Below are 25,120 nucleotides of genomic sequence, written 5' to 3' on the forward strand. Positions count from 1 at the left end.
GGGCTCGGGGCTGTGATGGTTTTGTGAAGTTTTCGGCCTACACTGCCAACGTGGCTGTCCTTAAAGTTCCCCACGACGGCCAAGTGCAGGAGCCATGGTCACCATGACGAGAACCGTATTGATCATCGAGGACAACCCGGGTATCGGAGAACTTGTGCGCATGCAGGTGTCGGATCTGGGTATGGAGCCGGTGCTGGTGGATCGGGGCGATACCGGGCTGGAGCGGTTCCGCGAGGGTGGCATTGACCTGGTGATCCTGGACCTGATGCTGCCGGGCCTCGATGGCCTGGCGGTGTGCAGGGAAATCCGGTCCGGCCCCGGCTATGTGCCGGTACTGATGCTGACGGCGAAAAGCACCGAGCTTGACCGGGTGCTGGGGCTCGAGATGGGCGCGGACGATTACCTCACCAAGCCCTTCAGCGTGGCGGAGCTGTCGGCCCGGATCAAGGCCCTGTTCCGAAGGGTGGACGCTTTCTCGAAAAGTGTCTCTACCGGCGACGATGCCAGTGAAATCGAGGTGGACCGGTTGCGAATCGACCCGGTGCGTCGACGCGTGTCGGTGGATAACCAGCCGGTGGAGCTGACCGCCCGGGAGTTCGACCTGCTCTGGCATTTTGCCTCCCACCGGGGACGGGTGTTCAGCCGGTCGCAGTTGCTGGACGCGGTGTGGGGTTACAACCACGAGGGCTACGAGCACACGGTGAACACCCACATCAATCGCCTGCGCAACAAGATTGAAGCCGACCCGGCCGACCCGCACTACGTCCAGACCGTTTGGGGTGTGGGCTACCGGTTCATGGACTGATCATGGCGCCGCCCCTGTTCCGCACCCTGTACGCACGCCTGGCCATCGGTCTGTTCCTGTTGCTGCTGGTGGTGGGCGGTCTGTTCACCTTTTTGAGCCTCTCGTCGGTGCGGGAGTACTCGGCGGCGATCAATCAGCAGCTCAACCGAGACCTGGCCCGCAACCTGGTGGCCGACCGCAATCTGGTGACCGACGGCCAGCTCAATCGCGATGCCCTCAAGCAGCTGTTCGAGCTGTACATGACCATCAACCCCAGCATTGAAATCTACCTGCTGGACCGTCAGGGCAAGATCCTCTCTTACTCGGCCGACCCCGAAAAGATCAAACGCAACCGGGTGTCGCTCAAGCCGATCATAACGCTGCTGGACAACCCGGACGCTTACCCGCTGCCCGGCGACGATCCCCGCAGCCATGACCGTCGCAAGGTGTTCTCGGTGACACCGGTGCCGGATGCCGACAACCCGACCGGTTACCTGTACGTGGTGCTCCGGGGCGAGGAGTACGATCTGGCCGAGAGCATGGTGCACAGCGACCGCCTGCTGCAGATGGGGGCAGGCGCCCTGGCCGTCAGCCTGGCCGTGGGGCTGTTGGCGGGCCTGGTATTCTTCCGGTTGCTGACCCGGCGGCTGTCGCGACTGACCGACCGGGTGGAGGCCTTCAATCAGGGCATGTCGGTGGACCAGGCGCCGGACGTGGCCACCGCTGGCGACGATCTCGATTACCTGTCCGCCCGCTTTGATCAGATGGCCAGGCGCATCGAAGCCCAACTGGACCTGCTCAAGGACAAGGACGCCCAGCGCCGGCAACTGGTGGCCCAGGTGTCCCACGACCTTCGCACGCCGCTGGCATCCATCCAGGGCTATCTGGAGGCCCTGCGGTTGAAGCAGGACTCGCTCGAGGCGGATGAGCGCTCCCGCTTCCTGGGCATTGCCCTGGCCGAAACCCATCGGCTAGGGCGACTGGTGGAGGAATTGTTCGAACTGGCGGCCCTGGACGCCCGGGAGAAACAGCCGGTGCCGGAGCCCTTTACGGTGGCGGAGTTGCTGCACGATGTGGCCCACAAGCATCGGCCCAGAGCGGAGCGTGCAGGCGTAACCCTGGCAGTAACCGAAGTGGCGCCGGCGCAGGTGCTGGCGGACATCGCCATGACCGAACGGGTACTCGATAACCTGATCGGCAACGCCATCGACCACGCGCCCGAGGGCAGTACGGTCACCCTCAGCGTGGCGGCTGAGGATGACGGGGTCGAGATATCGGTGGCCGACGAGGGCCCCGGCATTGATCCCGACGACCTGGACCACCTGTTTGAACCCTTCTACCAGGCGTCGGGCGCGTCCCGCGCCGGACACGCGGGCCTGGGGCTGGCGATTGCCCAGCGCATGGTGGCGCTTCAGCACGGGCGGCTCAGGGCAACCAACGCCAACGGGGCGGTATTCGGTGTCTGGTTGCCACTGGCGGGGCAATCAGCCGGTGGCGACGGGGAACAATCCACAGCTTTATGAATTCGTAACAAACACTGAACGTTTTCGTGAATCCGCAGCCTTACGGTAGAGCCATCGAATCATCCAGAGGAGATGTCTTATGAAACGTACAATTGCAGGCACTTTGATCGCCCTGGCGCTGGTGACTGCCGGCGGCCTGTTTACGGCCCAGGCCACCGCAGACAAGCACCAGAACAAAGACACCCGATTCGCCCCTGACCAGCCCGGGCTGGCGGTGGCTACCTTTGCCGGTGGCTGCTTCTGGTGCGTGGAGGCGGGCTACGAGAAGCGGGTGCCGGGCGTGGTGGAAGCCGTGTCTGGCTATGCCGGCGGTGATCAGGCCAACCCGACCTACCAGCAGGTGTCCTCGGGCAAGACCGGCCACACCGAAGCTGTGCAGGTGTACTACGATCCGGAAGAAATGACCTATGAAGGCCTGCTGCAGGCGCTCTGGCGGATGATGGATCCCACCGATAATCAGGGTCAGTTCGTGGATCGCGGCCAGCAGTACCGGCCGGCCATTTTCTACCACAACGAGGCCCAGAAGCGTCTGGCCGACCAAGCGGTGGCGGAACTGGAGGCCTCCGGCGTGTATGACAAACCGGTGGTCATCGAGATCGTGCCGCTGGAGAACTTCTACGCCGCCGAGGAATACCATCAGGACTATTACAAGAAGAACCCGGTGCGCTACAACTTCTATACCTTCAATTCCGGGCGTTACCAGTTCATTGAAAAGGTGTATGGCGAGGATTATGAGCTGGACTACAGCCGGTTCCAGGAGAACGCCACCGTGGACGCCAGCGATGATCTGGTGTCCGGCAGTGGGAAGACGGCCTCCACCGATAACGCGGGCGGCAAGGGCTTTAACCCCAAGACCTTCGAGATGCCAGGCCAGCAGACCCTGAAAAAGCGCCTGACCGACATGCAGTATGAGGTCACCCAGGAAGACGGCACCGAGCCGGCGTTCAACAACAAGTACTGGGACAACAAGCAACCCGGCCTGTATGTGGACATCGTCTCTGGCGAGCCGCTGTTCTCCTCCCGGGACAAGTACAAGTCCGGCACCGGCTGGCCCAGCTTTACCCGGCCCATCACGCCGGATGCGGTGGTGGAACGGGAAGACAACTCGCTGTTCATGAGCCGCACCGAGATCCGCAGCCGTTACGCCGACTCCCACCTGGGACACGTGTTCAACGACGGACCGCAGCCCACCGGACTGAGGTACTGCATGAATTCGGCGGCCCTGGAGTTTATCCCGCTCGACCAGATGAAAGAAGCCGGCTACGGCCAGTGGATCGACGAGGTGAAGCCGAAGACCGACGTGGCAGGCCAGTAAAGCCGTGTTGGCGTAGCCCGGACCGGCCGGATGAGCCCTGGTAGGTCGGATTAGCGCAGCGTAATCCGACACTTAGGTCACAACCAGAGATCCCCCACCGCCGTCTCCGGGCCGAAGTGGTGCCAGACTTGCGCCTGCAGCAGCTCGGCGGTGGCAAGGGCGTCGATCAGCGCGTTGTGGGCGGCGTAATGGGGCAGGCCGTAGCGCTGCCGGCTGTCGGCCAGGCGGATGGACACCGGTTTCTGGCCCATCAGTCGCTGCCAGCGCGACGGATTCCGGTTGGGATGCAGGTGCGCCTCAATGGCCATGGTGTCCAGGACCGGAAACCGGATGCCTTCGCCCAGGCGCCAGCGCAGGGCAATATCCAGGAAAGGCCGCTCGATGTTCCGGTAATGCACCACCGGCAGCCGGCCGTTCAGGCAGGCAAACAGCTCCTCCAGAATGTCCTCAAGATCCGGCGCTTCATCAATGTCGCTGTGGGTGATGCCGTGCACCGTGATGGAGGTCTGGTGCAGGGGCAGGCGGGGCCGGACTATCCAATGCCGCGCTTGTGCCAGCTGCACCCCGTCGAGCGTGAACGGCACAAGCCCCACGCTGACAATCGAATGCTGGCTGGCATCCAGGCCGGTAGTTTCAAAGTCCAGCGCTACCATCGGGACATCCCGGAGCGGGGTGTCGGCAGAGACGCATCCGCTTTCATAGAAAGCCTTGAGCAGAGGCGACTGGCTGCGTTCTGCCAGGGCCTGGTACTGCTCCGGCCAGGGTAGCCGCGTTACTTCCGGGTCTGTCTGGTTGGGCTCGGTAGGGGAGCGCTCAGACATTGCGGACCACCTGGGCGTTGTAGCGGAAGCGCAGGAATTTCTGGGCGTTACTCACCACCTGGAAGGCATCCTTGAGGTGGCTGCGCTCGAAGGGCGAGAGGTCCTCGGGGCGAACGTTGTTGTCGGGCTCCTTGCCCGCCTCGATCGCCAGGGCCTGGTGTCGTATCCGCACAATGGAAATGAACTCCAGGGCATCGCGCAGGTTGCCCAGGTCGTCGTCCAGCAGCAGTTTGGTGTTGCCGATGGCCTTGAGGCGTTCGAAAGAGTTCTGGGCGCGGGAGCCGCAGGCCAGCGCGTGCACCCGGATCAGGTCCGACAGCGGCGCGGTGCCCCGGCGTTTCAGGTTGAAGGTCTTCTGCTGTTTGCCGTCCTCCTCCAGTACAAACGTCCGGAAGAAGCCAATGGGCGGGGTCCGGTTCAGGGCGTTGCGCGCCAGCATGGCCAGGAACCGGGGGCTGTTGGCCGCCTTGTTTGCCACCAGGGTTTTCAGCTGCTCGGCGAAGTCGGTCTGGCCGTAGATGCCGTCCAGATCGAAGAAGATGTTGCTGTTCAGCAGCGCTTCCGCCTTGGGGTTCTCAATCCAGTCGGTGAAGTAGTCCTTCCAGACCTTCAGCGGCTGCCGCCATTTCCGGTTGGTGGCCATGATATCGCCGGTGCAGTAGCTGTAGCCGCACTCTGCGAGGCCATCGGAGACAAACTTGGCCAGCGCCAGGAAATACTCGTCGTGCTCCTCGGGCACGAAGCTGTCGTCCAGGATCATGGCGTTGTCCTGGTCGGTGACCACCAGCTGCTCGTCCCGCGCCATGGAACCGAGGGCCATGAAGCAGTAGGCAATGGGCGGCGGACCAAGCTTTTCCTCGCCCAGTTCCAGCAGCCGCTGGGTAAAGCTTCGACCGATGCCGGCCATCGCGCTGCCGATCATATGGGAATTGGCGTCTTCGTTGACCATGCGCACGAAACTGTCGCGCACGTCCTTGCTGACTTTTTTCAGGCCCCGAACGTGTTGCTGGTGATAGATATTGCTCACCAGATAGAGGCTGCTCTGGCTCTCGTATTTCACGATGTCCGACAGGGCAATGACGCCGCGCACTTCGTCGCCTTCCATCACTGGCAGGTGGTGTACGTTGTTGTGCAGCATGGTCAGCATGGCTTCGAAGATAAACACGGAGGAGCCGATGGTGATCAGGTCTTCCGACATGATCTCGCTGATCGGCGTCTCCGAGGGCAGGGCCTCGCTGAGTGCACGGGTGCGCAGGTCCCGGTCGGTGATAATGCCTCGCAGCAGGGGCTTCTCGCCTTCTTCATCCATCAATAGCAGGGCCGACACGCCCTGCTCGGTCATGATTCGCGCCGCCTCCTGAAGGCGTACCGTGTGGGGTGCCGAGACCGGCTTGCGGGAGATCAGCCGGGTTACCTTGGAGGTCATCAGCTCGTTGGATTTCTCCCGCCGGGAGAGGGCGGAGCGCAGGCGGCTGCGGTCCTCAATCTCGACAAAATCGGCAAAATTGTCGTCGCTTTCCCAGAGCAGCTGAAAGATCTCGCCGGGGATCTTGTAAACCAGGGTGTCTTCCAGCGCCTTTGCCGGAAACCGCACCCGCTTGTTCATCAGCAGACCGAACTGGCCGAAGATCTCGCCCTCGCTGATCCGGTTATACAGTTCCCCGGAACGCCGGTAGATCTCAACCGCGCCGCTGCGCACGTAGAACAGCCAGTTATTGGATTCGCCAAACTCGAGAATCTGCGTGCCGGCCCGGAAATAAACGACCTCAATGCTGCCGACCACCTGGTCGAGCAGCTTATCGGGCATCTCGTCAAACGGCGGGTACTGGGCCATGTGATTGCGGATGTCGATGAGCTCGGCCTGCATAAGACTCCCGGAGTTGATGAAGAAAAGTCGTTGTCAGTACAGCAATATAGCAGTGGCGCCAGCCAGCGGCCATGCCGACCTTTGACGGATCTCATTGACCGCTCAGGCCCATGTTGCTAGCCTTGCCGCACTTTTTCAGGTGTCCGTCGCGAAGCGCGACGGGTGAAACGGGAAATCGGTGAGCCTGGCCTGGCCAGCGCAAGTCCGATGCTGCCCCCGCAACGGTAAGCAGGATAACGGCAATCTGATGCGCCACTGTGTCGTGTGACATGGGAAGGTGATTGCCCGGGAACCGTCGGTTCCGCCTGCCAGCCCGGAGACCGGCCTGGAAAAACACCCGGTGTTGCGGTGGGCGACGCAGGTGGGCGAAATACGAGGGCAGTCTGCCGCTTTCCCATGGCCTGCCCGACCTGCCGCCTGCCCTCCGTGCCTGTTCCGCAACAAAACCCAGAATCCCGTGCGGGTGCGCGCGGAGTGCGGAGCAAAACTGATGTCCTCAAAATCCTTTCCTGTTGTATTGGCGGGCGTGTCCCTCGCCGCCCTGCCGCTGGCCGTAATGGCCCAGTCTGATAACCAGGCCGATGCGCTTGATCCCATCGTGGTCACCGCAACCCTCGGGCCGCAAACCGTGGGCGAGAGCCTGTCTTCCGTCACCGTGATCGAGAAAGACGATATTCGCCGCCAGCAGCCGGCCGAGTTCCGGGACCTGCTGCACGCGCAGCCGGGTGTGAATGTGGTGTCGGACGGCACTTATGGCAAGACCACCAGCGTATTTCTGCGGGGTGCGGGCAGTGCCGGCACTGTTTTGCTCCTGGATGGCATTCGCCTGCGCTCCGCCTCGGCGGGCATCCCACCCTGGCAGTTTCTGCCGCCCGAGCTGATCGAGCGGGTTGAGCTGGTGCGCGGCGCCAAGAGTTCCCTTTACGGAGCGGATGCCGTTGGTGGTGTGGTGCAAGCTTTTACACTTGAGCCGGAAGCGGCCCGGCAGGGCTGGGTGGAACTGTCTGGCGGCTCCCACAGCCTGCTGGAAACCACCGCTGGCGTGGCCGGGCGGGAAGGTCGCACCGGCTTTCTTGCCGGTGGTGTGTATTCGGATACCGATGGTACCAACCTCCGGGCTGGTGGTGAGGACAAAGGCTTCCGCAATGCCGGCGGACTGGCCAAGGTCAGCCACCGGTTCGATCAGGGCGGTGGTGCCGGCGTGACGGTTTTCCAGTCCGAGGGGAATACCGAGTTTGAGGGTGGCGACACAGACTTTCTGGTCCGCGCCATGGGCCTGCATCTGGAGGCCGTAGCCAGCGACTACTGGCGCACCCGGATCCAGTTCTCCGAATCCCGTGACGAGCAGGATACCTTCGGCTCCTTCCCTAGCGTGTTCGATACCCTGCACCGGTCGGCCCGTTGGGAAAACACCCTCACCGCGGGCGTACACGAGTTCGTGCTTGGCACTGAGGCGACCGTGGATGAAGTGGAAGGCACCAGCCAGTTCAGCGAAGACAGCCGCACCAACACCGCGATTTTCGGGCAAGCCCGTCTGAACTTCGGACCCACCGATGTGATGGCCAGTGCCCGGCTGGACGACAACGAGGCGTACGGCAAGGAAGAAACTGGCGGCATCGCTTTGGGTCACCAGTTCGATCAGGCCCATCGGGCACGGTTGAGCTACGCCACCTCTTTTCGTGCGCCCACCTTCAACGACCTTTACCTGCAGGTGCCCTTTTACACCGGCAACCCCGACGTTGATCCGGAAGAGGGTCAGATGGTGGAAATTGGGGTAAGTGGCCGTTATAGCCATTGGTTCTGGGATGTGGCCGTTTACCAGAACGATGTAGACGATCTGATTACCTTTGTGTCTGATCCCGTAACGTTTGAAGGCACCGTGGAGAACGTCGAATCCGCGCGGATTCGCGGCATCGAACTGTCTTCGGGCTTTGAAACCGTGAACTGGGATGTGAACGCGGCCATTACCCTGTCCGACACCGAGAACCGGGATACTGGAGCGCGCCTGCCCCGCCGGTCCGAGCGCAATGTGCGGCTGGATGTGGACCGTCTGTTCGACCAGTGGTCCGTGGGCGCCAGCGTGATTGCCGAAAGTGACCGCTACAACGATGCCGCCAATAACAGCCGGCTTCCCGGTTACGGAACCCTGGACCTGCGCGCCGCCTGGAATTTCCTGCCGGGATGGTCCGCTCAGTTCAAGGTGGATAACGTGCTGGATCGCCGGTACACCACCAGCCAGGGCTTCGGCACAGCGCCATTCGATTACCTGGCGGCGGGCCGGACGTACCTGGCGTCCATACGCTATGATTTCCGCCAGTAGGCCAATTCACTGACCCAAGATGCCACCGCCATGATCCAGCGCGGACTCGTTCTGCTTGTCGCCTGCCTTGTTCTGGTGCCACTGACAGCCCAGGCAATCTGCGCCGGGGATGCGCTGGACAGGCAGGTGTGTCTGGAGACGCCTGCGAGGCGAGTGGTTTCCCTGTCTCCCGGCGCCACCGAGTTGCTGTTTTCGGCCGGCGCCGGCGACCGGGTGGTGGCGGTGAGCGCCTGGAGCGATTACCCGGCAGAAGCTGCCAGCCTGCCCCAGGTGGGCGACAGCAATCGCCTGGACCTGGAGGCCATTGTGTCCCTGGCGCCGGATCTGGTGGTCGCCTGGGTGGATGGTAACTCCCGCAGCCAGCTGGAGCGATTGGAGAACCTCGGCGTTACCGTCTTCTGGCTGGCGCCGCGCACCTTCAACGACATCGCCATGGCAGTCGAGAACCTGGCGCTGTTGACCGGCGATGCCACCATTGGGCAGCATCGCGCCGACGCTTTCCGGGCAGACATCGCCGAACTTCAGGCGCGCTACGACGGTGCCAGCCCGGTGCGGGTGTTCTTCCAGATCTGGGACCAGCCGCTGATGACCGTGAACCGGGAAGAACTGATCAGCAAAGCCATCGAGCTCTGTGGTGGCGTCAATGTATTCGGCCATCTGCCGCGACTGGTGCCACGGCTCAGTATCGAGGCGGTGCTGGCAGCCAATCCGCAAGCCATCGTTACCGCCGGCGATGCGGGCAAAGACACCTGGCTGAAGGAATGGCAGCAATACCCTGAGCTGGCCGCGGTTTCGCTAGGCAACCTGTTCCTGGAACCGCCAGATCTGCTGGCACGCCCCACACTCCGCTTTGCCCAAGGTGCGCGCCACCTGTGCCAGACCCTGGAGCAGGCCCGTGCCAATCTCTAGTTATTCCAAACCCCTGATTGTGCTGCTGCTGGCCGCCCTGGCAGCGGCCCTTCTGTCGGTGAGTGTCGGCAGCTCGCCTATGGGCATTGATGACACGCTGCGCGTGGTTACCGGTGGCGGTACCGCTTTGCAACAGACCCTGGTCCTGGAGCTTCGATTGCCCCGCACCCTGAGTGCCTTCGCCACCGGTGGGCTGCTGGCGGTGGCCGGAGCCCTGATGCAGGTGCTGCTGCGTAATCCGCTGGCCGATCCCTACGTGCTCGGGCTGTCCGGCGGAGCCGCCGTTGGCGCCCTGCTGGCCATGCTGGCCGGCGCTGCCGGGTTCCTGGTGTCCGGTTCGGCCTTTGCCGGTGCCCTGCTGGCGACCCTGCTGGTGTTCGGCCTGGCCCATGGCAGTGGCAGCTGGACGCCATCGAGGCTGCTACTGACGGGGGTGGTAGTGGCCGCAGGCTGGGGTGCCATCATCACCCTGATCCTGTCGATGACGCCGGCCAGTCGGCTGCCTGGCATGCTGTACTGGCTGATGGGCGATCTGTCCCACGCCGCCACGCCCTGGCCCGGCCTCATCATTCTGGTGCTGGTGTGTGTACTGGTCTTCCCTCTTGGGCGGGCTTTGAATGTTCTGGCCAGGGGTTCCCTGCAGGCGGCGGCACTCGGCGTGTCGGTGCGGCCCCTGGAGTGGTCCATCTACCTCATGGCGAGCCTGCTGACGGCCACGGCAGTGACCATGGCCGGCTCGGTGGGGTTTGTGGGCCTGGTGGTGCCGCACATGCTGCGGCTGGTCCTTGGTAACGACCAGCGACTGGTGCTGCCAGCGTGCGTCCTGGCCGGCGGCACTTTGCTGGTGCTGGCGGATACCCTGGCGCGGGTGGTGATTGCGCCGGAGCAGTTGCCGGTGGGGGTGATTACCGCGCTGCTCGGTGTGCCCACGTTCCTGTATCTGCTGTATCGGAGCCGATGATGACGCGCCTGACCACGGAATCGCTGATCATCGATATTCCGGGGCGTGCTTCCGGTGCGCCGCTGGATCTGGCCATCGAGCCGGGGCAGGTCTGGGGGGTGCTGGGTCCCAACGGCGTGGGCAAAACCACTCTGCTGCATACCCTGGCGGGGTTGCGGGAGCCCAGGCGCGGGCAGCTGCGACTGGATGGCACCCCTTTGGGCGATATCCGCCGCAAAATCGTCTCGCAACGGATGGGCCTGGTGTTCCAGGACCGGCAGGATGGATTCCCCGCCACGGCACTGGAAACCGCGCTGATTGGTCGACACCCCTGGCTGTCCGCCTGGCAGATGGAGAGCGGTGAGGATCTGGCAATTGCCGAACAGGCTCTGGAAGCCCTGGACGTTATCCACCTGAAAGATCGACTGGTCAGCACCCTGTCCGGGGGTGAACGCCAGCGGGTCGCCATTGCCACCCTGATGACCCAAAGCCCGGAAATCTGGCTCCTGGACGAGCCGACCAATCATCTGGATCTGCAGCACCAGACGGCCGTCATGACGCTGCTACGCCAGCAGGCACAATGCGATCGGGCGGTCTTCATGTGCCTCCACGACCTCAACCTGGCTGCACGATGGTGCGACCAGATCCTCCTGTTATACCCCGACGGCCAGGCTTGCTGGGGCCCTGCCCGGGACATGCTGGTGACGTCGGCACTCGAAAGCCTGTTTGGTCAACGTCTGCTTTCCGCCGAACTGGACGGATTTCCGGTGTTTGTACCGGGCTGATTTACCGTCTGGCCAGGCCCCCACCCCGCCGGCAGTCGGGCGACCTCCCTGAAAATGTTAAATGTCGCAAAGCGCTGAACTGTGATTCTATGGTTGTGATAAAAGTGATGGTCTCCGTCATTTAAATCAGCACCCCTGTGATACGCTGGGGATATGTTGGGCGCACTCAAGCGGAGACTATGCGGCCTGACCCACTCGATCACTGAGAGAATGACTTGATGAGAGTAGGCCTGCTGATCCTGGCAGCATTGTGGTTCACTCCAGTTTCATCTCAAACGCTCCAGATCATGGGATCGAGTGAGGGTTTTCTCCCATTCTATTACGGCCACAGCCTGGACAAGGGCATTCTGGCCGAGGTCATCCAGGAGTTCAGTGGGCAGACCGGTATCGCGGCCAGGTTCCGGCCGATGCCCCGTAAACGACAGGCCTGGGCCCTGGAAAACGGACACGCCAACGCGGTTTTCGCCAACCCTCTGTGGATGCCGCTGCCGGACCGGATGCACGCCGTAGGACCGGTGTTAACCTGGCGTGACCGGGTGTTTGCGCAACCGGGTCAAAAACCCCTTTCCTTCGATGACCTTCAGGGCAACGTCTGTCTGCGACGATGGTTTGTCTACAGTGACCAGCTTGAGCGGCGCCTCGGTGCCAATCTTGTTCGCATCGACGGGTATGATGCGCAGCAGATGTTGAACATCTTTCTGCAAAAACGGTGCGATTACATCGTCATGAATGACATGGAATTCCGGTTTCTGGCTCAGCTGCTGGCAATCAATCCTGACGAGTACAGCACCGAACTGGTCGACGCGGAGTGGCCGATCTTCCTGGGTATCCTCAAAACCGAGACCGCTTTGATTCAGGCGGCGGAAGCGTTTTTTGCCGACTACAGGATTGATGTGGAGGCCCTGCTTCCCGGGCTGCCGCTTCCTGATGAGAAGATCTCCATCCATCCCGTCCAGTAGGGCAACTGGCAAACTTCAAGCCCCTCGCCTCAGTCCAGCCAATCTCCGGGATTGGACGTGGTAAAGCGTCTTATCCGGTCCGGAGTCGCACAGCTCGGGGTCATCTGTTCATCGGACAATAGAAGATAGTTGTCACGGTGGGCGGTGCCCAGGGGAATGGCGCCCTCTTTGGTGAAGCAGGGCAATTCGATCTGCTCGGCGACGAGGAGGTAGCTGTCGGCAGTGTCGCTCATCCACAGCCAGGCATTCCGGTTTTCCTGTTCCCGGCTGGTAAAGAAGCTGAAATGGGTAAAGTCGCGTTTTGAGAACAGCAGGAACTGCTCACGGAAGTCGATCATGCCAAGCTGCCCGCCGGGCGGAATAGTCTGTTCGGCGGCTGCCAGGATATTCTTCGGCGTTCGCAGCGGCTCAAGAATCCGGTAGCCCCAGGTGGACAGCAGCAGCCAGCTCACCATCATGGCCGCGAACAGCCGTCCCAGCGGGCGCGAGCGCCAGAATCCGAACAGACTGAGCAGCCACACCGAACCCATGGTAAAGACCAGGGTGCCGGCCTCGTGGAGTCGTGCCGGGTCGCTGGTGTAGTCGCTCACCTTGTCGACCAGTCGTGGGTGATCGTTCCAGGCCAGAACGCCCACGGTCAGCAGCGCCGCGCCAATCAGGAGGTGCAGGCCGGTCAACACCGGCGGGAACCAGCGTGCCGGCCGCTGGCTGCTGACAATCGGTGCCAGCACCAGGGCCAGCATGGGCAGCGCCGGCAGCAGATAGACACCGCGCTTGCCGGGACTGAGGCTGAAAAATACAAGGACCAGCAGGATCCAGACCAGAAGCACCGGAATGATGGGCCGGTAACGGGCGGTTTCCGACAGAGGCCGGAGCAGGGCCAGCAGCAACAGGGGAAGAGGAAACCAGAGCGCGGGGATCACGCTGGTGAGGTAGTAGTACCAGGGCTGGATATGACCCCAGGAGTCGGCGTAGCGCTCGCCGGTCTGCTTGAACAGGATGTTGTCACGGTAGGCGAACGCCTCTTCGGTGCCGAGATGGTTAACGTAGAGCACCATGGGAATGAGCCACGCTGCCACCACTGCCAGCATGGCCAGTGGGCCCAGCGCGCTGCGCCAGGTCAGGGTGTCCCGGAACAGTGAGCGATCGCGCAACTTCATCACCAAAAGCGGAATGAGCATGAGCGCTGGCAGGAAGCCCACCCCTTTGGTGATGATGCCGAGCCCCATGAACGCCCAGCCAACGAAGTACCAGGCCCAGGCCGGCCCCAGGAAAAAGTGCCGGATCAGGCCGTAGCAGGCGACGGCAATCCAGCAGGCCACCATGGCATCGATCTGGGCTTTTTGCGCCTGGATCAGAAACTGCGGCGCCAGCATCAGCAGCATTACCGCGACGGCGCCCGTGCGCTGGTTCCACAGACGGGTGCCCATATCGAAGACCAGGCCCAGTGTCAGCAGGCTGCAAAGGGCGTTGGGCAGCAGGAAGGCGATCTTGAGGTTGCCGGTCAGCCAATAGAACAGGGCAATGCTCCACATGAACACCGGGGGTTTGTCCGGGTAGAACTCGCCGCCGCGCATGGGGATCAGCCATTGCCCCGAGGCCACCATCTCTCGGGCGACTTCCGCAAATCGGGGCTCGTCCGCCGGCCAGGGTGAACGCAGGCCAATGCCGGAAAAAATGACGAGGGCCGCCAGAGCCAGCAACACCAGCAGCAGTCGGTGGCGAGACAGATTGAACAGTGTTTCCGGCAAGTGCCGGACGAAAGGCGATGCAGGCATGGTCAGGTCTTAAAGCGTGTCGGAAACGGAATCGGCCAGGGTTCTGGCCCTCTGGTTGTAGAAAAGAATGGCGCCGATGGCTGAGGCCAGAATAAAAAAGCCGATACTCAGGGCAAGCTGATAGGCGTTGGCATTGCCAATGCCGGCGCCCGCCAGGGCAAACACCAGCATCTGTGGCAGGTACCCCAGGGTGCTGCCGGCCAGAAATGGCGCGAAACGGATGCCCGAGCAGCCGGCGACAAGGTTGGTCAGCAGGTTGCTGCCCACCGGCAGCAGGCGGACCATCAGCACTTTCAACAGGGTCTGCTCGCGAAACAGACGGTCGAAGGTCTGCATGCGTTTGCTGAACCTGCGGCTAAGGGGGGTTCGCAGAAGCCACCGGGCCGCCAGAAAACAGCCGGTGGCGCCCAGCACCGTGGCCAGGGTGGACACCAGGGTGCCGTTGACGCCGCCCAGGGCAAACCCGAACACGAAAGCGAGTATCTGCCGGGGAGCACCCAGGCCGGTGAATACGGCGCCGGCTATCACGAGCGCCGCCAACCCCACTACGCCATGACTCTGCAGGTAACTGGCCACCGCCGTCTGACTGGTCATGAAGTCCAGCCAGCCATAGTGGATGGCGAGGTAGCCAACCAGCACCAGCGCCGAGAAAGCAAGCCATCGGGAGCCGTCTGGCATCTCAGGTACGCTCCGCCATGGATGCGTGAGTGCCGGCATGGTCGAGCTCGCGAATTACCGGTACCCGGGTGCGACGCAGCAGCCAGAGGACACCCAGCAGATCAACGATCCCCGCCCAGGCACGATTCCAGGCATTGTATTTGGAGGTGCCGGCGGTTCGGGGCCGGTGGTTGACCTCCACCACGGCTATGTCTCCGCCAATACCGCGCACCAGCGCCGGGATAAAGCGGTGGCCATGGTCGAACCAGGGCAGCTTCAGGAAGGTGTCCCGCGGAAACAGCTTGAGGCCGCAGCCGGTATCGGGTACCCCGTCGTGGAGCAGGGCGTCGCGAACGCGGTTGGCCAGCTTCGACTGGAATCGCTTCCATGCCGTGTCCTTGCGGTTCTTCCGATAGCCGGCGATGCAGAAATCCGGATTGGTCAGCGTGTTGGCTTTCTGCAGCAGCGCGGGAATGTCGGCCGGGTCATTCTGGCCGTCGCCGTCCATGGTGACGATCAACCGGCTGCGGGCCCGACGAATGCCGGAGGCCAGTGCACCGCTCTGGCCAATGCTCTGGTCGTGGCGAACCGTGGCCAGTCGTCCCCCAAGGGCCCGGGCGGTCCGGATCGCGGTATCGAGTGTGTTGTCGGTGCTGCCGTCGTCCACCAGTACCACTTCGAAGCCATGGTAGTCCCGCATCACACCGAAGGCCTCGGTGAGCAGGCTGGCAATGTTGGCCGCTTCGTCCTTGGCTGGGATAACCAGCGAGAGAGTTCGTTCCTGGCCCATCAAGCATCATCCTTAGAAAAGGGAGTTGGCGATGGGCAGGAGTATCCGCCTTGAACCTTAAACCAACCTTAAGCGCGCTTCCGCTTTGAGGATGGGCGGGCGGGAAGCCAGATGGTGGCACACAGGCCCCGCTGACCGTCGGGCCGGTCGGCGAGGGTGAGCTGGCCGCCATGAAGCTCGGCAATGCGCCGGGCGATGGCAAGGCCGAGGCCGGCGCCGCCTCCCAGGCGCTGATCCAGGCGCACGAACCGGCTCAGGGCCCGTTCCCGTTCGTTTGCGGGAATGCCCGGCCCCTGGTCGCAGACGGTGATGAGGTAACCCTCTCCCGAGGGAGTCAGCCGGGTCTCGATGGTGGTGTGCTCCGGGCTGTACTGGATGGCGTTGGCCAGCAGGGAACGCATCAGGGTATTGATCAGGGCGCTATGACAGCACACCAGGGCCTGGCCGGTATGATCCTCAAGCACCGGGTCGATGTGCTTTTTCAGGGCCAGCGGTGCCACGTCGGCAATGCTCTGCTCCACAATCGCTGACAGGTTGTGGTATTCGGGCGTGAAGTCGGCGCCCGAATCCACCCGGTTGAGCAGCAGCATCTGCTCCACCAGGTGCACCATGCGATCCACGGACTGGATCAGGTCCTCGTACTGCCCGGGATTGGTCTCGCAGACCTTTTCAAGGTTCAGGCGCAGCGCGGTGAGGGGCGTGCGTAACTCATGGGCGGCGTCCGCCGAGAACCGTCGCTCCCGCTCCAGTGCCTGGTTCAGTCGTCGCAGCAGGCCGTTCACTGCCTGCACCAGGCCGGCCACCTCCTTCGGTGCCTGGCGGTCGTCCAGGGGGTGGATGTTTTCAGGGGCCATGTTGCGGACGGGCTTTTCCAGCTTCCGCAGCGGCTGAAAGCCCACCTGTATTGATATCAGCACCGAGAGCGCGAGCAGAGGCAGCACAATCAGGAAGGGCAGCACGTTACCCATGGCGATTTCCTGGCTGAGCTCGTCCCGCACATCCTCCCTCTGCGCCGTGCGGATCCAGAAGCCGGTGGCCGGGTCCTGAAGCGTAAACGTACGCCACTGGTAACCGGCCACCTCCTGCCAGCTAAAGCCGCGCTCAAGACCCTGGGCGTCATTGGCCCGCAGGGTATCGAGAATGGGTTCCCGGTCCGGCGACCAGACTTCGAACGCAATCTTGCGCTCGTACTTGTGCCCCGCGCCGCCGGGCAGAATCTCATCCTCTTCTTCGTCTCCCTGGTAGACGCTGTCCGGCAACTGAAGGGTTTTTTCCAGGGTATGGGTAATTTGCTCCGTCGACTGGGTTGACGACAGGTGTTCCACCAGGCCCTGTACGATGCGGGTGCTCTGGGCCAGCTCCGCGTCGAAGAGTTCTTCCAGTTGGTGGTCGCTCACGTAGAAGCCCCAGCCCGCGGCAATCAGGGTGATGAAAAAGACGGTGCTGGTGACCAGTAAGGTCAGCTTTCGAGTCAGGCTCATTCCGGAGTGCCCTCAGCGGCGGCCTTGCTGTCGAGCATGTAACCCACCCCCCGGATCGTGCGAATGGTTTGTTTGCCAACCCGACGCCGAAGATGATGGACATGGACCTCCAGGGCATTGCTCTCCGCGCCGTGTTCCCAGCCATAGAGCTGTTCCTCGAGCCGGCGGCGGGTCGCCACCTGGTCGGGATGCCGCATCAGGTAATGCAGGATCTGGAATTCACTGCGTGGCAGCGCCGCCGATTCACTGCCAACCTGCAGCTGGCCTGAATCCGGATCCAGGATCAGCCGGCCTACTTGCAGGCCGCCGCACCGAACCCCGGCGCCGCGCCGCGTGACCGCACGAATCCGCGCCTTGAGTTCCGCCATGGCGAAGGGTTTGGTCAGGTAATCATCGGCGCCGGCGTTCAGGCCCTGCAACTTTTCGTTCAGCTCGCTGCGGGCCGTCAGGATGATGACAGGCGTCTGGATGCCCTCCTTCCGGACCCTGTTGACGATATCCATCCCGTCCACTCGAGGCAGGGTCAGGTCAAGTATGGCCAGGTCAAAGCTGTCGTTGAGCAGGGCGTTCAGCGCTTGCTGGCCATCGTCCAGCCAGTCAACGGTGTTCTGCTGGTCGCGAAGCATGCCCAGCATGGTGTTGGCCAGGGGGTGATCGTCTTCTACGAGTAATATTCGCATGCGGCAATCCGGTTGATGTTCCTCAGCCCAGCGGACCGTGTGTCTGTGAATTGTAATCGATCCCGCCGGCTTTGCGGCTTCCATCGGGTACAACGGCGGTGCTGGCGGATGTCGGCGTCAGCAGGAAAAGGCGATAGCGTCGATTTTCAGCGACCGGGCGGGCGATGTCGCCAAGACGATCGAGCAGGGCGGCATTGCCCTTCTCGATGGCCAGCGCCATGGGCTGCGGGAGGGTGCCGGCGTCGAGCAGGCGGACAACGCTCTCATCGTCGATGCCCCGGGCCTCACCGTGGCTGTAAAAGCGCGCGGAGAATGGCGGATGGTCAAGGTAGAACAGGTCGCTGGCGTCCATGCCCGGGATCTGGTTTACCCTGGCGACCAGCTCCCGCTCGGTTTTCAGTTGCCCGGGGTGAAGGGCAAACCATCCACCTGCTGCGGTGGCCAGAACCGGTACCAGCAAGACCGCGAGACGCGCCCCGACGTGTGCCATCCGTGTAAGCGACGCTGGCCACAGGCCGGAGGCAAGCACGGCCAGGAACGGCAGCCCCGGCAGCACGTAAGTCCAGAGAATGTTGCCGGCCAGCGTAAAAAAGAGGGCCGGGCTCAGCATGGCGGCCAGGACCAGTCCGTCGAGCCCTGCGTTGTGGTTTTGCCATTCCTGCCGGGGCGACTGGCCGAGCCAGAGCCTTCTTGCCACAAGCACCAGTGCAATCAGGCCCCAGGGAAAACTCGCCGCCACCAGATACAGCCAGATGGTGCCTCGCGGGAATTCATGAGCGTTACCGTAGAGGTCTCCCTGCCAGCTGCTGACCACAAAGCGCTTGAAGTGTTCGCCCACGAGGAAGTAGTCCAGAAACCCCGGCGTTTTGAGCTCGGCCAGTACGTACCACGGCACAGCCAGCGCCAGCATCAGCAGGGTGCCCCTGACCCAGGGCAGCGCCCGCCATAGCGTCAGCCAGTTCCGGGTGACGGCGACCCAGAGCAGCACCGGCAACCCGGTCAAAACCAGTACCAGCGGACCCTTGGCAAGCAGGCCAATGGCCAGACCTGCGAAAAACAGCCAGCCCCACCGTTCAGGGCCTCCCTGAAGACGCACAATAAGGCCCACCAGCGTCAGGGTCGAACCAAGGGCCAGGAAGGAATCGGTCATCACCGTGCCGGCAGTCAGGAATCCCAGCGCCGTGGTGGCGTAAATCAGCGCGGCCCACAGCCCGGCAGCGATGGCCGCCTCGCTGTTACGCTCGGGGTGCAGGTATCGGCGCGCGGTGAATACCAGATACACGATGGCCAGGTTGGCCAGCCAGGACGGCAATCGGCCGGCAAATTCCGACACCCCCAGCAGCTTGAACGCCAGCGCCTGGGTCCAGAAGGACAGCGGCGGTTTGCCCCAGAAGGGCACGTTGTAATCAAACCAGGGCGTAATCCAGTCGCCGGTTTCGGCCATGATCCGGGCGATTTCGGCGTAGCGGGGTTCGGTGGTATCGGCGAACGGCAGTATGGCGGTCAGCCCCAGTCGGAAGGCCAATACGCCAAACACCAGCCACAACAGGGTGTTAATGTTTCTGGTCATTTCCGGCGACTCGCAGTTGCGGAAGGACAGTTCGGGCGGGGTCATCGCTGTCTTCGGAAACGATATAGACAGGACGTTGCTTGGTTTCCATGTAGATACGACCCACGTATTCCCCCAGCAGTCCGACGCAGAGCAGCTGAACGCCGGAAAGGAAGGTGATTATGGCGATCATCGAGGCATAACCGGGGGTGGATATGCCGAACACCAGGGCCCGGAGAACTTCCCAGGTGCCGAACAGGCCACCGGCACCGGCGGCCAGCAGGCCAAGAACCAGGGCCAGTCGCAGCGGGCGGGTCGAGAAGGACGTGATGCCCTCCATGGCCAGATGCAGCAGCCTGAGGTAGTTCCACTTGGTGGATCCGGCCGCCCTCGCATCCCGGTCGAATTCCAGCGTCACAGTCGGCATGCCGACCCAGGCGAACATTCCCTTCAGGTAGCGGTTGCGCTCCGGTAACCGGTTCAAGGCATCCACTGTGCGGCGGCTCATGAGTCGGAAGTCGCCCGTGTCCACCGGTATGGGGGCGTCGCTCAGCCGGTTGATCACCCGATAGAAAAGCCTTGCGGTGGTTCGTTTCAGCCAGCTCTCTCCGGCCCGCGACCGGCGCTTCATCAGGACCACATCGGCGCCCCTCTGCCATTCCCGGACCATGGCCGGAATCAGCTCTGGAGGGTCCTGGAGATCGGCGTCGATCAAGACAACGGCCTCACCGCGGGCGTGCTCCAGACCTGCCGTGACGGCCGCTTCTTTGCCGAAGTTCCGGGACAGCTGTACCACGCGGATTCCAGACTCATGGGTTCTGGCACGCAACAGCAGCGCAACCGAATCGTCGTGGCTGCCATCGTCAACGAATAGCAGTTCCACCGAACCGGGGATCTGCCGGCATACCCGGTTGAGCCGTTTCAGAAGGGCAGGAATCACCTCCGCCTCGTTGTGAACCGGAATAATCAGGCTGAGCATGGGATTACTGAACATTGGCTGTCGGCGCTTCATGAAAAACAAACCTCTTGGCGAAGAGATAGTTGGCGAGGGCCACCAGGCCGGTCGCAATAATCTGAGACGGTGCAATGCCTGCCCCTGCCATCAGCAGCAGCGAAAACCCGGCGAGGTTCAGGATCCAGCCCAGCCCTGATCCGAGAAGGTAGCGTGGGAAGGCAACCGGGTGTGGCAGGTCGGAACGGAACGCGTAGCGGTGCTGGAGCAGGTAGTTCACCAACAGTCCTGCGGTGGCGCCAACCCCGGTGGCGAGCATTGCGTCAAGGCCCAGACGAAGGAGGCACAGCATAACCAGCCAGTGGCACAGCGTGGCCAGGCCGCCGGCCATCAGAAACCTGGGTATGCTTCCCCGGGCTGTTGCTCGTGACAACGGGAGTTTCATACAGCCTCACTTAAAACACCGAGCGTTTTCAGAGAATTCCGGATATGGCCGGGCACTCTCCATCGCCGGGCACTCTCCATGGCGAGGCACTCTACGCAGTCATTCTTAAGCGAGCCTTAACGGTCTCAGTGGCAAAACCTTAAGGGCGGCTTAAGGTTTCAGGGGCAGGGTGTTAAGGCTGCTTTAAGGCTTCCTTCCTAATCTGGCTTCCAAGATGAGAGTGCTGGCGAGGCGCAAACCAGGAGAGCCCAGATGACAGACCCGCTGATGATGTCCACGTATTGTCCCCCGGATTCCGGGGAGGTGGTTCCGGTCTTCCGTTGTGCCGGTCGCTGGTTTAACGAAATCCGTCCCGAGACCGCCATGGCCGGAACCGTCGCGGGTTTCATCCGCCGTCGCTTCCTCCATGCCTACGGTGCCGAGCCCACCCTGCGGATACCGGCCCTGCTGGCGCTGACCACTGCCCAGGGCAGCCTGCTGGCCGCCGTGGGGGTACGCAATGCCGCGCTGGAGAGACTGTTTCTGGAGGACTATCTGTCGGTGCCGGTGGAATCGGTGCTGCCGGAGCCGGGCGTTGAGCGTCACCGGATTGCCGAGATTGCTCATCTGGCCGGTGTGGAAGCCGGCGTCAGCCGGTTCCTGTTTGCGTCGCTGTCGGTGTGGCTCGATGGTGCCGGATACGACTGGGTGGTCTGTACCGGCACCGACCAGTTGCGCAACAGCTTTCACCGGCTCGGTATTGCGACAAACGTCCTGGGTGACGCCGATCCGGCCCGCTTGCCCGATGGCGGTGCCGGCTGGGGCCACTATTACGATCATCACCCGGTGGTCATGGCCATTCGGGTGGCGGATGGGATGTCCGCCCTTCGCAGCGCAGGTCTTCTGCGGCTGATTCAATCCGTCGATGCCGATTGTTCAGACGGCACCGCAGCCGGAGGTTCCTATGGCCACATTGCCTGACATGCTGGCACTCCAGGCCGGCATGCATCCGTCGCGAACGGCTTTGCAGGGGCCGGAGGCTGCCTTTACCTACGCCCAGATGATGCAGGCGGCGCAGGCCCTGGCCGATCAACTGACCCTTTCGGGTGTACGCCGGGCCGGGCTGTGTGGCGACAACTCCATGGCCTGGGTTCTGGCCGATCTGGCATGCCTGCTGGCCGAGGTGGTGTGTGTGCCGGTACCGGTGTTTTTCTCCCCCTCGCAAACCGCTCACCTGACTGAGCGCGCGGGCCTGGATTGCCTGCTGTCGGCGGAGGCGTCAGACGGCGGCGAACACCTGGGGCATGGCGTCTGGTTGACGCGATTGCCCGAAGCCCACGGCGAGGCATGGATGCACGAGCAGACGGCGAAAATCACCTTCACCTCGGGCAGCACGGGCACCCCCAAGGGTGTGTGCCTGTCCATCGCCCAGATGACCGCGACCACCCTGGCCCTGAAAGAGCGTTTGGCCGGTGTATCCCTGGAGCATCACCTGTGCATTCTGCCCCTGGCCACCCTGCTGGAGAACATCGCCGGTGTTTATCTGCCCCTGTTGATGGGCGGCACGGTCACCGTGGCACCCCTGCACAGCCTGGGTATGACGGGCAGCAGCGGCCTGGACGTCAAATGGCTGGTAGAGGCGATTCATCACCATCGGCCCCACTCGCTGATACTGGTTCCGGAACTGGCGCAGGCCCTGGTGGCCGCGGCCGAGCAGCAGCAACTGAGCGGTGATGGCTTCCGGTTCCTGGCGGTGGGCGGCGGACGGGTGTCTGCCGATTTGCTGGCCAGGGGGCGCGCCGTCGGGCTTCCGCTTTACGAAGGCTACGGCCTGTCGGAGTGCGGTTCCGTGGTGGCCCTGAACGTGCCCGGCGCCGAGCGCGAGGGCTCCGTCGGCCAGCCGCTGGGCCACGTGCGCGTTCGGGTGGATGACCGCGGCCACATCCGGGTTGCCGGTAACACCCACCTGGGCTATCTGGGCGACCGCGCTGTCGAGGATGGGTGGCTGGATACCGGAGATCTCGGCGCCAGTCTTTCCGACGGGTTCCTGTCGGTCAACGGCCGCGCCAAGAACCTGCTGATCACCAGCTTTGGTCGTAACATCAGCCCCGAGTGGCTGGAGAGTGAGCTGATTCAGGCCCTGGGCGCGCGTCAGGCCGTGGTGTATGGCGACGGCGACCCGCATCCCTCGGCCTTGCTGGTGGTGCAGGATGATCGCTCGTCAGACGCTCTGGGGGAGCAGCTTGCGTCCCTCAATGAACGCCTGCCGGATTACGCCCGGCTCGCCCGGGTGCATGTCCGGCGCCAGCCACTTACCCATGCCGATGGCTACCTGACCGCCAACGGGCGCCCCATGCGACAGCGCATCCAGGCGGACCTGCCGACACTCGTCGCCGGCGCTTGCTCACTCACTATTGACCCTGACCATTCTTCACACCCGCCAGGAGGATCTTTCATGGCATTTTTCGATCGACTGCAGTCCGAGACTGCCGAGGCCCGCGCCCACGTCACCGGTGCACCCGTCATTGCCGCCATTCGCGAGGGTCGTTTTGATCTTGATGGCTACACCTGGTTCCTGACTCAGGCTTACCACCATGTCAAACACACGGTTCCGCTGATGATGGCCTGTGGCGGCCGTTTGCCCGAGCGCCTGGAATTCGTGCGCAAGGCACTGGTGGAATATATCGAGGAGGAGTACGGCCATCATGAGTGGATCCTGAACGATCTTGCCGCCTGCGGTGAGGACAAGGAAGCCATTCGACACGGCTCACCGGACATCTCCATCGAACTGATGGTGGCCTACCTGTACGACCGGATCAACCGAGGCAACCCCGCGGCCTTTTTCGGCATGGTCCAGGTGCTTGAGGGCACCTCCATCGAACTGGCCACGCCGCTGGGCGAGGAGATCCAGAAGCAGCTGAAGCTGCCCAACCAGGCCTTCAGCTACCTGTATTCCCACGGTGCCCTGGACCAGGAGCATTTCGAGTTCTTCCGTAACCTGATGAACAGCATCACCGATCCGGACGATCAGCAGGCCATTGTTGAGGCCGCGCGCATGGTTTACCGCCTGTACGGCGATATGCTGCACAGCATTCCGCTGCCGACCAGGCGCAAGGAGCAAAGCCATGCGGTTGCATGATCGGGTGTTTCTGCTGCTGGGCGGCTCCGGTGGTATCGGCAAGGCCCTGATCGCGCCCCTGGTAGGCGCAGGCGCCCGGGTCATCGTGGCCTCACGGCACCCGGAGCGCCTGGAACACCGGGAAGGGGTGTCCCCGGTGTATCTGGACCTGGCATCGGCGGATCTCGACCAACAGCTGATGCGCCTGAACGAGGCCTACCCCGACATCGACGGCGTGATTCACTGCGCCGGCCAGAACCGGTTTGCCAGCCTTGGCAAGATGCCGGTGGCCGAGCTCGATGCCCAGTTGATGGTTAACCTGCGTTCGGCGCTGCTGGTGGCACGGCACTTCGCGCCTCGGTTCGAGAAAGCCGGCCAGGGCGCGCTGGTGTTCGTGGGATCCACGTTCGGCAGTATCGGCTTTCCCGGCTACACCGCCTACTGCGCCAGCAAGTTCGGGCTGCGAGGCTTTACCGAGTCGCTGCGGCGGGAGCTGGCAGATACGCCGGTGCAGGTGGTGTATGTGGCCCCACGGGCAACCGCCACGGCGATGAATCCCGAAGCGGTGAACCAGCTCAACCAGGCGCTGGGCAACACCATGGATCCACCGGAAAAGGTGGCCTCGGAGATACTCCGGGCCATGGAGACGGACCAGCGGCGCCGGTTCCTGGGCTGGCCGGAGCGTCTGTTCGTGGTGATCAACGGCATCCTGCCCCGAATAGTCGACAAGGCGATGCTCAAACAGCTGCCGGTGATCCGGCGATTCCTGGATTCGAGGGCTCTGTCATGAAACCTGTGCTATTGGCTTTTCTTGTCCTGCTCGCCCAGCCGGTCTGGTCCGCGGATCTTGAAACCGAGCTTTCCGCCATCCAGCATCGCTGGGCGGAGATCCAGTATCAGATGCCTGACGACCAGAAGGAAAAGGCCTTCGAGGCCCTGGCCGGCGAGGCAGAAGACTTTGTGGCGCATTATCCCGATCGCGCCGAACCCCTGATCTGGCAGGGCATCGTGCTCAGCACCTATGCCGGTGCCAAGGGCGGTCTCGGCGCCCTGGGTCTGGTCAAGGATGCCCGCAAGTCGCTGGAGGCAGCGCTGGCCATTAACGGCGAGGCGCTGGATGGCTCTGCCTATACCTCGCTGGGCAGCCTGTATTACCAGGTGCCAGGCTGGCCGCTGGGATTCGGAGACGACGACAAGGCCCGGCAGTACCTTCAGAAAGCCCTCGCGATCAATCCTGAGGGTCTGGATGCGAATTTCTTTTTCGGTGACTTCCTGCTCGATCAGGGTGAGCCGGAACGGGCCCGCGTCTATCTGCAGAAAGTACTCGACGCCCCGGGACGGCCCGGAAGGGAGGTCGCCGACGCCGGCCGTCGTGCCGAAGCCAGGCAGCGCCTGGAAAGCCTGTAAAGGACCCGCGTCCGTTCCTGGTTTGTCCGCGTGAGCTACACTCTCTGTTGTGGGGTTGAAC

At 62.9% G+C, this 25,120-nt stretch carries 22 protein-coding genes and 1 riboswitch; of the genes, 12 read left to right on the top strand and 10 right to left on the bottom strand.

The annotated features are described in order from the left end of the window. Positions 1-103 precede the first annotated feature (103 nt). The 3 genes from ACFC20_RS01215 to msrB all read left to right on the top strand — a co-directional run bounded on the left by ACFC20_RS01215 (position 104) and on the right by msrB (position 3,622). A complete protein-coding gene (locus ACFC20_RS01215) occupies positions 104-805 on the top strand; it encodes a response regulator transcription factor (RefSeq protein WP_375191426.1) in 702 nt (233 codons plus the stop codon). A gap of 2 nt (positions 806-807) precedes the next feature. Continuing rightward, entirely contained in the window at positions 808-2,307 is a 1,500-nt protein-coding gene (locus ACFC20_RS01220; protein WP_375191427.1) for an ATP-binding protein, read from the top strand. A gap of 79 nt (positions 2,308-2,386) precedes the next feature. Then, positions 2,387-3,622: a peptide-methionine (R)-S-oxide reductase MsrB gene (msrB, locus tag ACFC20_RS01225; protein WP_375183281.1), complete on the top strand. Its 1,236-nt coding sequence runs from the start codon at positions 2,387-2,389 to the stop codon at positions 3,620-3,622. Positions 3,623-3,699: 77 nt separating this feature from the next. Here msrB and ACFC20_RS01230 read toward each other — a convergent pair whose 3' ends face one another. Together ACFC20_RS01230 and ACFC20_RS01235 are read right to left on the bottom strand one after the other, a co-directional pair. Continuing rightward, positions 3,700-4,443, bottom strand: a complete 744-nt coding sequence (locus tag ACFC20_RS01230) for a 3'-5' exonuclease (protein WP_375183282.1) — start codon at positions 4,441-4,443, stop codon at positions 3,700-3,702. Next, positions 4,436-6,310, bottom strand: a complete 1,875-nt coding sequence (locus ACFC20_RS01235; protein WP_375183283.1) for a putative nucleotidyltransferase substrate binding domain-containing protein — start codon at positions 6,308-6,310, stop codon at positions 4,436-4,438. Before ACFC20_RS01235 ends, ACFC20_RS01230 begins: the two co-directional genes overlap by 8 nt. 120 nt (positions 6,311-6,430) lie before the next feature. Then, positions 6,431-6,654, top strand: a riboswitch (cobalamin riboswitch). Positions 6,655-6,800: 146 nt separating this feature from the next. Between ACFC20_RS01235 and ACFC20_RS01240 the strand changes: the two genes are divergently transcribed. The 5 genes from ACFC20_RS01240 to ACFC20_RS01260 all read left to right on the top strand — a co-directional run bounded on the left by ACFC20_RS01240 (position 6,801) and on the right by ACFC20_RS01260 (position 12,223). Beyond that, a complete protein-coding gene (locus ACFC20_RS01240) occupies positions 6,801-8,630 on the top strand; it encodes a TonB-dependent receptor (protein WP_375191428.1) in 1,830 nt (609 codons plus the stop codon). Between the two features lie 30 nt (positions 8,631-8,660). Next, positions 8,661-9,539, top strand: a complete 879-nt coding sequence (locus tag ACFC20_RS01245; RefSeq protein ID WP_375191429.1) for a cobalamin-binding protein — start codon at positions 8,661-8,663, stop codon at positions 9,537-9,539. Then, positions 9,526-10,500: a FecCD family ABC transporter permease gene (locus ACFC20_RS01250; RefSeq protein WP_375191430.1), complete on the top strand. Its 975-nt coding sequence runs from the start codon at positions 9,526-9,528 to the stop codon at positions 10,498-10,500. The genes ACFC20_RS01245 and ACFC20_RS01250 overlap by 14 nt, the downstream gene beginning before the upstream one ends. Beyond that, a complete protein-coding gene (locus ACFC20_RS01255; RefSeq protein WP_375183117.1) occupies positions 10,500-11,264 on the top strand; it encodes an ABC transporter ATP-binding protein in 765 nt (254 codons plus the stop codon). The genes ACFC20_RS01250 and ACFC20_RS01255 overlap by 1 nt, the downstream gene beginning before the upstream one ends. A 218-nt stretch (positions 11,265-11,482) precedes the next feature. After that, positions 11,483-12,223: a substrate-binding periplasmic protein gene (locus ACFC20_RS01260; RefSeq protein ID WP_375183118.1), complete on the top strand. Its 741-nt coding sequence runs from the start codon at positions 11,483-11,485 to the stop codon at positions 12,221-12,223. 29 nt (positions 12,224-12,252) lie between these two features. On the opposite strand, the gene ACFC20_RS01265 is transcribed toward ACFC20_RS01260, so the two are convergent. The 8 genes from ACFC20_RS01265 to ACFC20_RS01300 all read right to left on the bottom strand — a co-directional run bounded on the left by ACFC20_RS01265 (position 12,253) and on the right by ACFC20_RS01300 (position 20,543). Beyond that, entirely contained in the window at positions 12,253-14,001 is a 1,749-nt protein-coding gene (locus tag ACFC20_RS01265) for an ArnT family glycosyltransferase (RefSeq protein WP_375183119.1), read from the bottom strand. A 9-nt stretch (positions 14,002-14,010) separates the two neighbouring features. Then, the gene (locus ACFC20_RS01270; protein ID WP_375183120.1) at positions 14,011-14,679 is read right to left on the bottom strand and encodes a TVP38/TMEM64 family protein; all 669 of its coding nucleotides are present in this window, start codon (positions 14,677-14,679) and stop codon (positions 14,011-14,013) included. A 1-nt stretch (position 14,680) separates the two neighbouring features. Further along, complete coding sequence (locus ACFC20_RS01275; RefSeq protein WP_375183121.1) at positions 14,681-15,448, bottom strand: glycosyltransferase family 2 protein; 768 nt, start codon at positions 15,446-15,448, stop codon at positions 14,681-14,683. A gap of 68 nt (positions 15,449-15,516) precedes the next feature. Next, on the bottom strand, positions 15,517-16,929 hold the full coding sequence (locus ACFC20_RS01280; protein ID WP_375183122.1) for an ATP-binding protein: 1,413 nt from the start codon (positions 16,927-16,929) through the stop codon (positions 15,517-15,519). Further along, complete coding sequence (locus ACFC20_RS01285; protein ID WP_375191431.1) at positions 16,926-17,609, bottom strand: response regulator transcription factor; 684 nt, start codon at positions 17,607-17,609, stop codon at positions 16,926-16,928. The genes ACFC20_RS01280 and ACFC20_RS01285 overlap by 4 nt, the downstream gene beginning before the upstream one ends. Before the next feature lie 22 nt (positions 17,610-17,631). After that, positions 17,632-19,179 carry an ArnT family glycosyltransferase gene (locus tag ACFC20_RS01290; protein ID WP_375191432.1) on the bottom strand — a complete coding sequence of 516 codons (1,548 nt, stop codon included), beginning with the start codon at positions 19,177-19,179 and terminating at the stop codon, positions 17,632-17,634. Continuing rightward, positions 19,163-20,170: a glycosyltransferase family 2 protein gene (locus ACFC20_RS01295; RefSeq protein WP_375183297.1), complete on the bottom strand. Its 1,008-nt coding sequence runs from the start codon at positions 20,168-20,170 to the stop codon at positions 19,163-19,165. Before ACFC20_RS01295 ends, ACFC20_RS01290 begins: the two co-directional genes overlap by 17 nt. Further along, complete coding sequence (locus ACFC20_RS01300) at positions 20,142-20,543, bottom strand: GtrA family protein (protein ID WP_375191433.1); 402 nt, start codon at positions 20,541-20,543, stop codon at positions 20,142-20,144. The genes ACFC20_RS01295 and ACFC20_RS01300 overlap by 29 nt, the downstream gene beginning before the upstream one ends. Before the next feature lie 264 nt (positions 20,544-20,807). Here ACFC20_RS01300 and ACFC20_RS01305 point away from each other — a divergent pair, with 264 nt between their 5' ends. Genes ACFC20_RS01305 through ACFC20_RS01320 form a run of 4 tightly spaced genes read left to right on the top strand, consistent with a single transcriptional unit; the run spans position 20,808 to position 25,059 of the window. After that, the gene (locus ACFC20_RS01305; protein ID WP_375183295.1) at positions 20,808-21,515 is read left to right on the top strand and encodes a thermostable hemolysin; all 708 of its coding nucleotides are present in this window, start codon (positions 20,808-20,810) and stop codon (positions 21,513-21,515) included. Then, positions 21,499-23,673, top strand: coding sequence for an AMP-binding protein (locus ACFC20_RS01310; RefSeq protein ID WP_375191434.1), 2,175 nt, complete (start codon positions 21,499-21,501; stop codon positions 23,671-23,673). Before ACFC20_RS01305 ends, ACFC20_RS01310 begins: the two co-directional genes overlap by 17 nt. Further along, positions 23,660-24,442 (top strand): SDR family oxidoreductase, encoded by a 783-nt coding sequence (locus ACFC20_RS01315; RefSeq protein ID WP_375191435.1) that lies wholly within the window; start codon positions 23,660-23,662, stop codon positions 24,440-24,442. Before ACFC20_RS01310 ends, ACFC20_RS01315 begins: the two co-directional genes overlap by 14 nt. Next, positions 24,439-25,059, top strand: coding sequence for a tetratricopeptide repeat protein (locus ACFC20_RS01320; RefSeq protein ID WP_375191436.1), 621 nt, complete (start codon positions 24,439-24,441; stop codon positions 25,057-25,059). The genes ACFC20_RS01315 and ACFC20_RS01320 overlap by 4 nt, the downstream gene beginning before the upstream one ends. The last annotated feature ends 61 nt before the right edge of the window (positions 25,060-25,120 follow it).

It is taken from the genome of Marinobacter sp., assembly GCF_041984545.1.
Classification (GTDB): Bacteria; Pseudomonadota; Gammaproteobacteria; order Pseudomonadales; family Oleiphilaceae; genus Marinobacter.